Source organism: Streptococcus sp. FSL L8-0526, assembly GCF_038007145.1.
Classification (GTDB): Bacteria; Bacillota; Bacilli; order Lactobacillales; family Streptococcaceae; genus Streptococcus; species Streptococcus thermophilus.
This window is the reverse complement of the sequence record NZ_JBBOWP010000001.1, coordinates 390,909-404,965: the sequence shown is the minus strand read 5'-3', so window position 1 is coordinate 404,965 and position 14,057 is coordinate 390,909. Positions and strand designations below refer to the sequence as shown.

The 14,057-nt window shown below is 36.6% G+C and carries 15 protein-coding genes, 1 tRNA gene and 2 pseudogenes; 3 read left to right on the top strand and 15 right to left on the bottom strand.

Features of this window, described 5'->3' with window-relative positions:
* Positions 1 to 4: 4 nt before the first annotated feature.
* Together NSQ85_RS02270 and NSQ85_RS02265 are read right to left on the bottom strand one after the other, a co-directional pair.
* Positions 5 to 694 (bottom strand): helix-turn-helix domain-containing protein, encoded by a 690-nt coding sequence (locus NSQ85_RS02270; protein WP_179974074.1) that lies wholly within the window; start codon positions 692 to 694, stop codon positions 5 to 7.
* A gap of 8 nt (positions 695 to 702) precedes the next feature.
* Positions 703 to 1,563, bottom strand: coding sequence for an ImmA/IrrE family metallo-endopeptidase (locus NSQ85_RS02265; protein ID WP_179974075.1), 861 nt, complete (start codon positions 1,561 to 1,563; stop codon positions 703 to 705).
* A 451-nt stretch (positions 1,564 to 2,014) separates the two neighbouring features.
* Here NSQ85_RS02265 and NSQ85_RS02260 point away from each other — a divergent pair, with 451 nt between their 5' ends.
* Positions 2,015 to 3,190: an IS256-like element IS1191 family transposase gene (locus tag NSQ85_RS02260; RefSeq protein WP_179972202.1), complete on the top strand. Its 1,176-nt coding sequence runs from the start codon at positions 2,015 to 2,017 to the stop codon at positions 3,188 to 3,190.
* 227 nt (positions 3,191 to 3,417) lie between these two features.
* The gene (locus tag NSQ85_RS02255; RefSeq protein ID WP_232087338.1) at positions 3,418 to 4,476 is read left to right on the top strand and encodes a tyrosine-type recombinase/integrase; all 1,059 of its coding nucleotides are present in this window, start codon (positions 3,418 to 3,420) and stop codon (positions 4,474 to 4,476) included.
* A gap of 131 nt (positions 4,477 to 4,607) precedes the next feature.
* Here the strand turns inward: NSQ85_RS02255 and NSQ85_RS02250 are convergent, their stop codons facing one another.
* The 3 genes and pseudogenes from NSQ85_RS02250 to NSQ85_RS02240 all read right to left on the bottom strand — a co-directional run bounded on the left by NSQ85_RS02250 (position 4,608) and on the right by NSQ85_RS02240 (position 7,204).
* Positions 4,608 to 5,489 (bottom strand): class II fructose-bisphosphate aldolase, encoded by an 882-nt coding sequence (locus NSQ85_RS02250; protein WP_179972373.1) that lies wholly within the window; start codon positions 5,487 to 5,489, stop codon positions 4,608 to 4,610.
* Between the two features lie 147 nt (positions 5,490 to 5,636).
* Positions 5,637 to 5,722, bottom strand: a tRNA-Leu gene (locus NSQ85_RS02245).
* Positions 5,723 to 5,869: 147 nt separating this feature from the next.
* Positions 5,870 to 7,204 (bottom strand): annotated as a pseudogene (locus tag NSQ85_RS02240) (gamma-glutamylcysteine synthetase).
* A 153-nt stretch (positions 7,205 to 7,357) separates the two neighbouring features.
* Here NSQ85_RS02240 and NSQ85_RS02235 point away from each other — a divergent pair.
* Positions 7,358 to 8,345: pseudogene (locus tag NSQ85_RS02235) on the top strand (IS30 family transposase).
* 193 nt (positions 8,346 to 8,538) lie between these two features.
* Here the strand turns inward: NSQ85_RS02235 and rplQ are convergent.
* The 10 genes from rplQ to rpmD all read right to left on the bottom strand — a co-directional run bounded on the left by rplQ (position 8,539) and on the right by rpmD (position 14,049).
* Positions 8,539 to 8,925, bottom strand: a complete 387-nt coding sequence (gene rplQ / locus NSQ85_RS02230) for a 50S ribosomal protein L17 (RefSeq protein WP_179972375.1) — start codon at positions 8,923 to 8,925, stop codon at positions 8,539 to 8,541.
* Positions 8,926 to 8,939: 14 nt separating this feature from the next.
* A complete protein-coding gene (locus NSQ85_RS02225; protein WP_340781065.1) occupies positions 8,940 to 9,878 on the bottom strand; it encodes a DNA-directed RNA polymerase subunit alpha in 939 nt (312 codons plus the stop codon).
* Positions 9,879 to 9,926: 48 nt separating this feature from the next.
* Positions 9,927 to 10,310, bottom strand: coding sequence for a 30S ribosomal protein S11 (gene rpsK, locus NSQ85_RS02220; RefSeq protein WP_002887520.1), 384 nt, complete (start codon positions 10,308 to 10,310; stop codon positions 9,927 to 9,929).
* 27 nt (positions 10,311 to 10,337) lie between these two features.
* Complete coding sequence (gene rpsM, locus NSQ85_RS02215) at positions 10,338 to 10,703, bottom strand: 30S ribosomal protein S13 (protein WP_179972377.1); 366 nt, start codon at positions 10,701 to 10,703, stop codon at positions 10,338 to 10,340.
* A gap of 17 nt (positions 10,704 to 10,720) precedes the next feature.
* On the bottom strand, positions 10,721 to 10,837 hold the full coding sequence (gene rpmJ / locus NSQ85_RS02210) for a 50S ribosomal protein L36 (protein ID WP_000868345.1): 117 nt from the start codon (positions 10,835 to 10,837) through the stop codon (positions 10,721 to 10,723).
* Between the two features lie 25 nt (positions 10,838 to 10,862).
* A complete protein-coding gene (gene infA, locus NSQ85_RS02205) occupies positions 10,863 to 11,081 on the bottom strand; it encodes a translation initiation factor IF-1 (protein ID WP_001040189.1) in 219 nt (72 codons plus the stop codon).
* Positions 11,082 to 11,198: 117 nt separating this feature from the next.
* Positions 11,199 to 11,855, bottom strand: coding sequence for an adenylate kinase (locus tag NSQ85_RS02200; RefSeq protein WP_180482308.1), 657 nt, complete (start codon positions 11,853 to 11,855; stop codon positions 11,199 to 11,201).
* A gap of 131 nt (positions 11,856 to 11,986) precedes the next feature.
* On the bottom strand, positions 11,987 to 13,282 hold the full coding sequence (gene secY / locus NSQ85_RS02195; protein WP_116920374.1) for a preprotein translocase subunit SecY: 1,296 nt from the start codon (positions 13,280 to 13,282) through the stop codon (positions 11,987 to 11,989).
* A 16-nt stretch (positions 13,283 to 13,298) separates the two neighbouring features.
* Positions 13,299 to 13,739 (bottom strand): 50S ribosomal protein L15, encoded by a 441-nt coding sequence (gene rplO / locus NSQ85_RS02190; RefSeq protein WP_002946175.1) that lies wholly within the window; start codon positions 13,737 to 13,739, stop codon positions 13,299 to 13,301.
* 127 nt (positions 13,740 to 13,866) lie between these two features.
* Complete coding sequence (gene rpmD, locus NSQ85_RS02185; RefSeq protein WP_002946172.1) at positions 13,867 to 14,049, bottom strand: 50S ribosomal protein L30; 183 nt, start codon at positions 14,047 to 14,049, stop codon at positions 13,867 to 13,869.
* Between the last annotated feature and the right edge of the window lie 8 nt (positions 14,050 to 14,057).

Genomic DNA, 14,057 nt, shown 5'->3' with positions numbered 1-14,057 from the left:
TTCTTCAACCTTCTTTCAATGGTATAAAATTCCCAACAATAATTCCTACTACTCGTGGATCTTCGTCATAAGTGATAAAGATATCCTTATATTTTGGATTAATAGAAACCAAGCGAAGACCATCTTCTTCACGGTAAACTCGTTTAATATAGGTTTGGTTATTACATACTACAGCATAGACTGCTCCATCATAATCAAAACCTGTCTCACGGATAAGTGCTACAGACCCATTTTGATATTTTGGCTCCATTGAATCCCCCGATATCCATGAAGCAAAATCATGTGCCAGCTCTTCGTTAAAGTAGACGGTATCGTAATTTCGATTGTCATAAACGGATGCACCAATACCAGCAGACATTTTTTCATATACATGGTACTCATAGAGATTTTCTGAAACTGATATTACTTGTTGTGTTTTCTCTTTTTGCACCAAGTCACGTGCATATTCTACTACTTGATTTTTACCTTTATTCGACAATGTATTATACAGACGAACAATCTCAATTTCTGTAAAATAACCTCTTGGTACTTTGAGTATTTGTTCTAGTCGCTTTACTTTCTCTTTAGATGGTTCTTTCACTCCACGTTCCCATGCAGAGTAGGCTTGATAGCTGATTCCTAATTGATCTGCAATATCTTTTTGGGTCATTTTTAGCTCTTTTCTACGAGCTTTAAGTTTTTCTGGCTGATACATAGTTCACCTCACATTAATAATAATTGTAATTCTGCTTTTTTCCTTGCCTCTTCATCTGAGAATTTTTCTTTATCCCAAACATACGCAATCGACTTTCCTTTATTATAAATAAGCCACGCTTTTAAATTAATATTTTCTTCCTTGATTGCTTTCCAGTTGTCTTGATTCAATAAATCTGGATATTCTTGACTAGTTGTAAAACCTAGTTTACTCACTCTCTGCTTAACCTGATTAATAAGGGAAGGTTGAAACTGATGGAACTCCTCTATAATTTGTTCTCTAATATCATGAAACAAATGATAAATAGAAGCGTTATTCCCTTCAATATATATATCAACTGCTTGTTTTATTTCACTATCATTATCTGGATAATATTCTCGTAATAAGTCCAAAAGACGAAAAAATAAAGCCTGTTTTGAAACTTGAAGACTATTTTGTACTTGATGAAAAGAATCACAACTATAGTAGATTTTTGATAAAAGGACAATATCTGGCATCAATACCACAGCAGAAAAGATATTCGCCTCTCGCTCGGGTAAGTTCTCATGATTATCAATTGATTCTGCAAAATAATTTCCATCATGTTTAAGAATGAAATGACCTAATTCATGATAAAGTGTGAAATTTTGTTTTACTTTTGGGTTATCTCTTTCATAAGAGAAACTAGTTCCTAATTCATCAACAAAAGTTAGTCCTTCGATTTTATGATTTGAGAAATGGTGAGGAATCACTTGAATATTATTTTTTTGAATACAAAACTGAAAATAGTGGTCGAAATGATAGTTTAGCAAAGAAATATCACAATCCTTAATGAACTGATATAACTTTTGTTTAGTTGTACTACTTACTCTTGCATACAATTCATCCAAAGAACGATACCTCCTTCAACTATTAATTAAATAACTAAACCATTTGGGTTGAGTTTATTTTATAAAAAAAGTGGACGATCGTCCAGTTTATTCTGTTATTATTGTAAAATGTTGCAATATAGCAAAAAAATAACTTTAATAAGTTTATATCTATCTTAATTATGTAAAAAGCAATATTTTAATCTCTTAAATAGTGATAGTCATAATTCATATCCAATTAATTTGTTTTTATTATATTCCATTCTATTAACAGGTAATACACTTATAGGATCTTTTTCAATTTTATTAATTTCGTCATAAGTGTAAGCATCTTTTGTAGTATTATTACTAAATAAATTATTGAACTCGTTATTAAACGGATCGGTAGTGTAAAATAAGTTGTGTAAACACAAAAAGGAATAAATCCGTTATAGTAGAGTTGCAAAACATTACTAGAAAGAGATTTATTCCTATGACTCAGTTTACCACAGAACTACTTAACTTCCTAGCCCAAAAGCAAGATATTGATGAATTTTTCCGTACTTCTCTTGAAACAGCTATGAATGATCTGCTTCAAGCAGAGTTATCAGCCTTTTTAGGGTATGAACCTTACGATAAATTAGGCTATAATTCTGGGAATAGTCGTAACGGAAGCTATGCACGGAAATTCGAAACCAAATATGGGACTGTTCAGTTGAGTATTCCTAGAGATCGTAATGGGAACTTTAGTCCAGCTTTGCTTCCCGCTTATGGACGTCGAGATGACCACTTGGAAGAGATGGTTATCAAACTCTATCAAACCGGTGTAACGACTCGAGAAATTAGTGATATCATCGAGCGAATGTATGGTCATCACTATAGTCCTGCCACAATTTCTAATATCTCAAAAGCAACTCAGGAGAATGTCGCTACTTTTCATGAGCGAAGCTTAGAAGCCAATTACTCTGTTTTATTTCTTGACGGAACCTATCTTCCATTAAGACGTGGAACCGTTAGTAAAGAATGTATTCATATCGCACTTGGCATTACACCAGAAGGACAGAAGGCTGTTCTTGGATATGAAATCGCCCCAAATGAAAACAATGCTTCTTGGTCCACCCTGTTAGACAAGCTTCAAAACCAAGGAATCCAACAGGTTTCTCTTGTAGTGACCGATGGCTTCAAGGGGCTTGAAGAGATTATCAATCAGGCTTACCCATTAGCTAAACAACAACGTTGCTTAATTCATATTAGTCGAAATCTAGCTAGTAAAGTGAAACGAGCAGATAGAGCGGTTATTCTGGAGCAATTTAAAACGATTTATCGTGCTGAAAATTTAGAAATGGCAGTGCAAGCTTTAGAGAACTTTATCTCCGAATGGAAACCAAAGTATAGGAAAGTCATGGAAAGTCTGGAGAATACGGATAATCTTTTAACTTTTTATCAGTTTCCCTACCAGATTTGGCATAGCATTTATTCGACAAACCTCATTGAGTCTCTTAACAAAGAGATCAAACGTCAAACGAAAAAGAAGATTCTTTTTCCTAACGAGGAGGCTCTGGGACGTTATTTAGTTACCCTGTTTGAAGATTATAATTTCAAGCAAAATCAACGCATCCATAAAGGGTTTGGCCAATGTGCTGACACACTTGAAAGCTTATTTGATTAACATTCTTCAACTCTACTTGAGTGTTTACACATAATTATTGACAGTATCCTGAAAGGCGAGAAATAGTTTCTGATTGGTATTCATTACCTAATAAAAAAGATGATGATGGTCGAATCAAACTTTCAGCACAAGTAAAATCGCTTATATTTAGTGAGCTTCAAGATAAAGCAAATATACTTTATGAAGAACTAACAAAAGAATCTTTACGAAAACGAAGCAATATCACTTTGTATGAAGTTTGGCATGAATGGCACCAAACGAGAATTGAACAGAAGTTAGTAGCTCCTAAAACTTTAGCTGGGGAAGATGGTAGATACAGAAACCACATTTTACCTCATATTCCAAAAGAAACGATACTAAAAAATATTCCCACTAGTTTAATAAAAGAGATTATAGATCAACTTTACCCAATCGGAAACCACAAACGAATAGCTCAATCAATTAAATCAGACTTATCTGCCATATTCAAGTATGCTATTGCACATGATTATATTACGCCTGATCAGAATCCCATGCCTTATATAACAATTGGTAGAAAAGGGATTTCTGACGAATTAGAACGTTTAAAGAAATCAGATATAGAAGATCAATATCTTGAATCTTGGGAACTCAAAGAAGTATTATCCATTGTTCGTAAGTACAATGAACAGTATGCACGTATTTTTGAATTTCAAGCACTAACCGGAATGCGTATTGGTGAAGTACTCGGTTTAAAGGAGGAAGCTATTGATTTTAATAAAAATATAGCCTCAGTTATTAGAACTCGTGCTACTCATGGAGGAGCCACTGAAGATAACTATGAAGGTAACGTTAAAAATGTACAAAGTTATCGAAACGTTCAATTATCATTAAGGGCTGTTGAAATTCTAAAAGAAGAAATTGAATTAAATCATCATCATATAGAATTCAATCCAGACTATAAAGATAATGGATGGATTTTCACCTCTAAGAGCATCCATAAACCTGATTACAATGGAACTCCTCTTCATTACAGCGTCTTAAACAACTTCCTCAACTCTTCAGAAAATGGTAAACTAAACCGCAAGGGAAACCCGAGACGGGCAGGAATCGATATTGATAATAAGCTTAGTTTCAAGAAACATATTACAACTCATATCTTCCGACACACGCATATCAGCTTCTTAGCTGAACAAGGAGTACCCTTGGAGGCTATTCAAGATCGTGTTGGACACACAAGGGGGAGTCGAGTAACACAAATTTATTTACACGTTACACAGAAGACTAAGAACACAATCACACCAATGATTGATCAATTGACAAAATAAGCATAATTGTATTACATCTATAATAAAAATGGACTGAAATTTAGAAATCGGGGGCAAAATGGGGGCAAAACATAAGAAAAAGGCTTGTCCACATTGGACAAACCCTTTATTTTCAAGCTTATATAGTCTAATTAAGCTTTGTTTGCTGAACCAAATACGTCGATACGTTCTTCAACAGCTTCTGTAATAGCCTCGAAACCTGGTTTCAAGAATTTACGTGGGTCGAAGAGTTTCTTCTTGTCGTATTCTGCTTCATTTGCTTCGTATTCAGCAACAAATTTACGTATTGCGTTAGCAAATGCGATTTGACATTCTGTGTTAACGTTAACTTTAGCAACACCAAGTTTGATAGCTTCTTGGATTTGATCATCAGGAATACCTGATCCACCGTGCAATACGATTGGGAAACCTGGTACAGCTTCTGTCAATTTTTGCAAGTGGTCAAGGTCAAGACCTTCCCAGTTTTCTGGGTAAGGACCGTGGATGTTACCGATACCTGCAGCCAAGAAGTCAACACCAGTTGCAACCATAGCTTTAGCATCTTCGATTGGTGCCAATTCACCTTTACCGACGATACCGTCTTCTTCACCACCGATAGTACCAACTTCAGCTTCAACTGAGATACCTTTAGCGTGTGCTTTTTCTACAACTTCTTTCGCCAACTTAAGGTTTTCTTCAATTGGAAGGTGTGAACCATCAAACATGATTGAAGTGTAACCAACTTCGATACACTCAAGAGCATCATCGTAGTGACCGTGGTCAAGGTGAATAGCAACTGGTACAGTGATACCCATTGATTCAACCAATTCTTCGATAAGAACTTTACACAATTTGTAACCACCCATGTACTTAGCTGCACCCATAGAAGTTTGGATAAGTACTGGAGCTTTTTTAGCTTCTGCTGCACGCAAAATAGCTTGAGTCCACTCAAGGTTATTTGTGTTAAATCCACCAACTGCATAACCATTGTCACGAGCTGCTTGAACAAATTTTTCTGCTGAAACGATTGCCATTATAAAGGCCTCCTATTTTTTTTTGGGTTTGAACCCGTTTACATGTTTATTTTATCACAATTAGACTCAAAAAACTAGTTTTTCTATGTTTTGTAAGCGTTTTGATTTTTTAATATAAAAAAAAACCAGTCTCTTGACTGGTTACTCTGCGGAAAGAGGGACTTGAACCCTCACGACCTAAAGCGGTCACAGGATCCTTAGTCCTGCGCGTCTGCCAATTCCGCCATTTCCGCTAACAACATTAGTTATTATATTAAATTTGACCATCAATGTCAATACTTTTTTGAAAGTTTTTTTGAAACTCTCTTTTGTCTCTTTCGAAACAACTATTATATAATACCATTTATTGTATGCTATTGTCAATAAGCTTTTTGACTTTTTTAGCTTTTCCTAAACATTACGTTTATACTATCTGGAGTTAGTCTAAACGATTTTTTCAAAGCAGCTAATTTTTCTTGAAGAGGAGATAAGTAAACTTCTTCTCCAAAGCCACGATTTTTGAGCCCATCCTCTGCACAAGTTAGTAGAACCTCTGCCAAAGGCAAGATCAATTTAAAATCAGTCTTTGAGATTTTCTTTTTCGAAAACAAGCAACGAATTCTAGGATAATCATAGTCAAAACTTCAAATAAAGATGTGCCTTTTAAAATACTTTCTAGTGTCTCTAAGTTAACTAAAAGTCCAAGATGAAGGGCTGCTGGTGCAAAAGTCGCTGAGAAAGGCTGAGTACAAACACTTCGAAACTCAACGGTTCCCCTAGTCGTTAAATCTTGAAATTGATAAGAACGATGCGTTTTAAAGTCGTCCTCACTCGGCTGAATTGAAACTTCTTTACCATGAATAGACCAGGCTTGAATAGCTGGTTTATTCAAGTAGTCTTTAGCACGAATAAGTTCAAAATAGTAAGTCACTTCACCCCTCGTAGCTGTAAAAATTGCAGTCTCGGATAGATAAGAAAAATAGTCATCTTCGTTTTCAAACACCTTCGGAAATACTCCCGTATTTTCCTCAAACACACCACGCATGGAATTCTCCCAGAAAACATCACGTGAAAGCGCAAGATCCCAATCAGAACCCCAAAATTCAGAGTTTGCCAATAATACCGCCTTGGGTCCCTCTATTTGATTAAAAGCATTTAGAACTCTCAAATAGGATGTTTTTGAGACATCTAACTGTACCTGACTTCCACAGATAAAAAAGCCATAATCAGGATAATCGTGAAAGAAAGAATCATTCTTTGCTTTAGAGAGCTCGAGAAAATCCATAAGCATCTCATAGCGAGGAGATTTAACAGGCCTATTATCATTCTTTGCCCAGTTTGGATTTACGCCCCATCCTTGCAACTCATGATTGTTGTCACGAAGATACGGTTGAATCATACTGAGGTAAGTTGCCTAGACGTTCCTCAACTTCAGCAATGCGGCTAGCCTTTGCAAAAGCAAATTCAATCGTATTGTATAAGACCTCAAAAAGAATCATATCACCAGAAACCTGATCAATAAACTGAATAAGATTATTATCAGAATCAAACTTATCCGCATGAAAATCAAAATTATTTAGAAGATAGATGAATAGCTGTTTCGATAGAGAAACAGCAGTAGCATTCACACTCAAATTAACTACAGGGTATTCCAACTCGATTCCAACAAATAGTTCAGTATGATCTTTGATTGGCTTGTAGTATCTTTGTTTAAGCAGCTCCTTAGCTCTTGTCACAATAAAATGCCCCATGTAAAAATAAGTTTTTCCCATTATATCAAAATATTCAGACCATTGATAGCTTTAATATACAATATAAGTGCACAATAAAAACTCATAAGATTTTCTAGTAAAATAGAATTGAACGAACTAGTTACGAAAGGAAGTCTTATGAGCTACCATTATTTTACCATGGAAGAGCGTGAAAGTATTCTCGTTTACCGTACGCAGGGCCTAAATTTGTCTCAAATTGCTAAGTTACTTCATCGTTATCCCTCTAGTATTAGTCGTGAGTGGAAGAGACATCTAAGAGAAGGAAACTATTCTCCATGTCATGCACAGAAATCCTACTATATTGCTAAATCACACTGTGGGCGGAAACGGATACTTGAAATAGATTGCAATTTAAGCAATACCACCAAACATCTATTTCTCGAGTATCAATAGTCTCCTGAAGAAATAGAAGATCGGTTGAGATTAGAGTATGGAAAAACTGTTATTAGTTATCAAACAAGTTATAGAGCCATTTACAAAGGACATTTTGATGACAACTCACTATCTCATGGTGCTCGTGGTGGTATTCGTAAGCACCGCCATCGTGGCAAAAAGCGTCATACAAAAGGTTATGTCGAAAATAGAGGGAAAATCTCTATATCTCATACAATTCAAGAAAGACCCAAAGATGCTAATAACCGAACTAGAATAGGAGATTGGGAGGCCGATAATGTTGCAGGTAAAACTGGAAAAGCTTGTTTAGTGACTATAACTGAACCGTTATTCTCGTTTCCTAAAAATCCAGAAGGTAGCTGTCAAGAAAAGTAAGTTGGTAATAGAAGCTATGGTAAAAATGCTAGAACCCTTGACCAAGCATACTGTGACCCCTGATAGAGGGAAAGAGTTTACCTATCATCAGAAGTTGAGTGATCAATTAAAAATTGAAATCTATTTTCCTGATCACCATGCTCCATGGCAACGAGGGACTAATGAGAATACGAATGGACTACTAAGAGAATATTTTCCCAAAGGGAGTGATTTAACATTGGTTAATGATCAGATTATTCAGCTGTGGAAGAACAAACTTAATAATAGCCCACAAAAATATCTTAACTGGAAAACACCTTATGAAGTATTTTATGGGGAAAGTATGCACTTAATTTGACAATTCAAGATATAAAAAACGCCTGCTTACGAAAAATAACAGTATTATCTTTCGTAAACAAGCGTTACATGCTTATTTATTCCCTTTTTATGATGAGTGTTCCCGCTGGGCGTCTGCCCAGCGGTAGACCAGAGCTAGACTAAGAAAAGCTAAGCTATTCCATCATCATAACACTCAACAAAATTGATAAAAATTAAACAAGTTCGATAATTGCCATTGGGGCAGCATCGCCACGACGTGGTTCTGTTTTAAGGATACGAGTGTATCCACCGTTACGTTCAGTATAACGAGGTGCGATTTCTGAGAAAAGTTTTTGAAGAGCAGTTGTTGATATATATTTATCAGTTGCTTCATCATAGCTTTCAGATGCAATTTCGTTACGTACAAATGCAGCTGCTTGACGACGTGCGTGCAAATCACCACGTTTACCAAGAGTAATCATTTTTTCAACTGTTTTACGGATTTCTTTAGCACGTGCTTCAGTTGTAACGATTGCTTCGTTAATGATAAGATCTGTAGTCAAATCACGAAGAACCGCTTTACGTTGTGAGCTTGTGCGTCCAAGTTTACGGTATGCCATGTTATCCTCCTATATTATTTATCATTTTTAAGTCCAAGTCCAAGATCAGCCAATTTAACTTTAACTTCTTCAAGTGATTTACGACCTAGGTTACGGACTTTCATCATTTCAGGCTCAGTCTTCTCTGTCAAATTATGAACGGTATTGATACCGGCACGTTTTAAACAGTTATATGAGCGTACAGACAAATCAAGTTCTTCGATGGTACGATCAAGCAATTTTTCATCGTTCACTTTTTCAGTTTCCTTCATCACATCTGTAGCTTTAGCCACATCAGTAAGATCCGTAAACAAATTCAAGTGTTCAATCAAAACTCGAGCCGAGAGACCGAGGGCATCTTCTGGGATGATTGTTCCGTTTGTCACGATTTCGATTGTCAATTTATCAAAACCATCATTGCTACCTACACGAGCAGGTTCAACTTGATAATTGACTTTTTTCACTGGTGTGTAGATTGAATCTACAGCCAAAGTTCCCACTGGTGCATCATCTTTTTTATTTTCTTCTGCTGGAACATAACCACGGTTTGTAGCTACTGTCATTGTTGCTTGTAATGAAGCACCTTCAGCGATAGTAAAAAGATAATGATCAGGGTTAACAATTTCAACGTCACTATCAGTCAAGATATCTCCAGCAGTAACCTCAGCTGGACCTTGAACATCAAGTTCAATTGTTTTTTCGTCTTCGACGTAAGATTTTACAGCAAGTCCCTTAATATTAAGGATAATTTGCATCACATCTTCACGGACGCCTGGTACGGTATCAAACTCGTGGAGTACTCCATCAATTTTAATTGATGTTACGGCAGCACCTGGAAGTGATGACAAGAGTACACGACGAAGAGAGTTACCTAAAGTTGTACCATAACCACGTTCTAGTGGTTCGATGACAAATTTGCAGTAATCTTTATTTTCATCAATTTTTGTTATTATTGGTTTTTCAAACTCAATCATTTATTATACTCCCTCGAAACGAATCTTGTGTACTATTGTTATTAAAAATTACACACGACGACGTTTTGGAGGACGAGCACCATTATGTGGTACAGGAGTTACATCACGGATTGCAGTTACTTCTAGACCAGCAGCAGCAAGAGCACGGATAGCAGACTCACGACCTGAACCAGGACCCTTAACAGTTACTTCAACTGTCTTAAGACCGTGTTCTTGTGCAGATTTAGCAGCAGCTTCAGAAGCCATTTGGGCAGCAAATGGTGTAGATTTACGAGAACCTTTGAAACCAAGAGCACCAGCTGATGACCAAGCTACAGCATTACCATGCACATCTGTAATCATAACAATAGTGTTATTGAAAGTAGCGTGAATGTGAGCAATACCAGATTCGATATTCTTTTTCACACGACGTTTACGTGTTGGTTTAGCCAATGTTTTTACCTCCTATTTTATTTTAGGTTATTTTTTCTTACCTGCAATCGCAACAGCTTTACCTTTACGAGTACGGGCATTGTTTTTAGTGTTTTGCCCACGGACAGGAAGTCCACGACGGTGACGGATACCACGGTATGAACCGATTTCCATCAAACGTTTGATGTTAAGGTTAACCTCACGACGAAGATCACCTTCAACTTTGATTGCATCCACTTCACGACGAATAGCGTCTTCTTGATCATTTGTCAAATCTTTAACGCGGATGTCTTCAGAAACGCCTGCAGCAGCCAAGATTTTCTTAGATGTTGCAAGTCCGATACCATATATGTAAGTAAGTGAAATTACTACACGTTTATCGTTTGGAATGTCAACTCCAGCAATACGAGCCATGATTTCTCCTTTCTATATTATCCTTGACGTTGTTTGTGTTTTGGATTTGTTGGACAAATTACCATAACACGACCGTTACGACGAATAACTTTACAGTATTCGCAAATTGGTTTAACCGATGGTCTTACCTTCATGTTTTAATCCCTCCAATTATTTCGATTATTTAAAGCGGTATGTGATGCGTCCACGTGTCAAATCATAAGGACTCATTTCAACAGTCACACGGTCACCGACCAAAATACGAATGTAGTTTTTACGGATTTTACCAGAAACTGTCGCCAAAATTTGGTGTCCATTTTCCAACTCAACAGTAAACATAGCATTAGGCATAGTTTCAACAACTTTACCTTCAATTTCAATCACGTCTTCTTTTGCCACGCAAAAGTCCCCCCTAAAATTTCGATTTGATTTCCTCTGAGCACAGAGGTAACAATTAAAAGTCAGACTAAAGTATTATAACATGCCTAAGTCTGATACGCAAGTAAGATTCTATAATTATTTAATTGCTGCAATCGCTTTTTTAACATCAGCGAATACATCATCAATGTCCTGGTTTCCTTGAATATCTGATACAAGACCAAGCTCACGGTAGTGTGCAATAATTGGCTCACCTTGAGCAATGTTTACATCTAGACGACGTTTAACAATTTCAGGTTTGTCATCTTCACGTTGGAAGAATTCATGTCCACCACAAACATCACATATTCCTTCAACCTTAGTTGGGTTGAATACTTTATGGTAAGTGGAACCACATGAGCGACAAATGAAACGACCTGAAAGACGTTCAACTAAGATCTCTGGATTAACTTCAATATTAATCACCCCGTCAAGTTTAGTATCTAGTGCTTTCAATGTTTCATCCAAAGCGTGAGCTTGTTCAATAGTACGTGGGTAACCATCTAGCAAGAAACCTTTTTCAGCAATATCAGATTCAGCCAAACGTTCTTTAACAATTCCATTTGTAACTTCGTCTGGTACCAATTCACCTTTATCGATGAATGATTTTGCCAAACTTCCCATTTTTGTTTGATTAGCCATAGCAGCACGGAACATATCACCAGTTGAGATGTGAGCTACACCAAATTCTTCAACAATTTTTGCAGCTTGAGTCCCTTTACCAGCACCTGGTAGACCCATAATTAAAAGATTCATCTTACGAACTCCTTATTTTTGTTTTTAAATAACTCTATGAAGGTTGTTGAACCTTGATAGAGTTATCAAAAAACAAAAGAGAAGGGACAGAAACTTACCCTTCTTTCCCTCTCGATTGTTCATGAGAAAACTTAGTCTTCAAGATTCATAAATCCAACATACTGACGTTTCAATAGGTAACCCTCAAGTTGTTTCATACCTTCGATACCAGTTGAAATCAAGATCAAGAGTGATGTACCACCAAGTGCAATTGAACTTGTGAGGTGCATAAACTGTTGAGCCGCAATTGGAGCTAATGAAATAAACGCGAGAAATACAGCCCCGATTGTTGCCAATCTCTTAAGCAATGAAGACATGTACTTTTCTGTCTCACGACCTGGACGAACACTAGGAATGTAAGACCCATTCTTTTGAAGATATTCTGCAGTTTTTTCAGGATTTACTTGGACAAATGTGTAGAAGAATGAGAATAAGATAATCAATATCGCGTAAGTAATCATTCCACTAGGTGTATTATACGAGAGTAATCCTTGTAAATGTGATAACCACGTAACCTTAGAGAAGAATGGAAGAATAGTACTAGGAATTGTCGTAATCGAGCTAGCAAAGATAACGGGAATAACACCAGCTGGATTGACTTTCAAAGGTAAATATGAACTCGTTGGAGCACCTTGAACCAATTTAGTATATTGAATTGGAATTTGATATTCTGCTTGTTGTACAAATGTCGTAAAGAAGACAATTGCCAAACCTACCACAATCAACAAAGCGACGATGATATAGGAATGAGTTAAATCTCCTGTACGAACATTGACAAAGAAATCCTCGTAAATTGTTGAGAACATCTTTGGAATGGAAGCAATGATACCAGAAAAGATAATCATTGACACACCATTACCGAAGCCCTTATCAGTAATTTGTTCACCAAGCCACGTCACAATTATGCTACCAGCAGTTAAAATTGACCCAATCAATAGATAGGTTGAAATATTAGGTGTCTTAACCAATGAAATTGATGAGAGTGTATTGAAACTAGCTGTAATACCAATCGATTGAACAAAGGCTAAAACAAGAGTAATATAGCGAGTCGCCTGATTTAATTTACGCCGACCAACTTCCCCTTGTTTGCCCCACTCTACAAATTTTGGATAGATATCCATCTGCAAAAGTTGGACAATGATTGATGCTGTAATATACGGACTAACCCCCATTGAAAAGATAGAGAAGTTATTCATAGCATTACCAGACACCAAGTTAAGCATGTTCAAGAAAGGTAAGTCACTTAATTGTTTCAAACTTTCAGCGTTGATACCAGGAACTGTTACATGAGTCCCGACACGAAAAACGAAAATAATGAAGATTGTAAATAAAATCTTATTACGAACGTTTTTGACTTTCAACGCATCTTTTAATAGTTTAAAAAACATAATGAGTTACCCCTCATTAGATGACTTCGATTGAACCACCTTTAGCAGTGATAGCTGCTTCAGCAGATTTTGAGAATTTAGCTGCTTTAACAGTCAATTTCTTAGTCAATTCGCCGTTACCAAGAACTTTAACGCCTGATTTTTCAGCACGAATGATTCCAGCTTCCTTAAGAACTACTGGAGTTACTTCTGTACCATCTTCAAAAACGTTCAATTGATCAAGGTTTACAAGGGTGTATTCTTTAGCGTTGATGTTAGTGAATCCGCGTTTTGGAAGACGACGGAACAATGGAGTTTGTCCACCTTCAAATCCTGGACGTAAGCCAACACCGCTACGAGCTTTTTGACCTTTTTGACCACGACCTGAAGTTTTACCGTTACCAGATGAAGTACCACGACCTACACGGTTACGGACTTTACGAGAACCTTCAGCAGGTTTCAATTCATGAAGTTTCATTATTATTTTCTCCTCTTTTTGTAAAATGCTAGCGCCTCTAATCAAGTAAGGTAGCTTGATTAGAAACTCGCCTATACATGAAATTCAGTTTAAGTCGTAAGGTAACCCTCACGACTTAAATTAATTTTTATTTAACGTCTTCTACAGTTACCAAGTGAGATACTGCGTTGACCATACCACGGATAGCAGCGTTGTCTTCTTTAACAACTGAGCTATTCAATTTACCAAGTCCAAGAGCAGCAACTGTTTTACGTTGTTCTGGTTTGCGTCCGATTGGAGACTTAGACAAAGTAATTTTAATTTGAGCCATTGTTATCT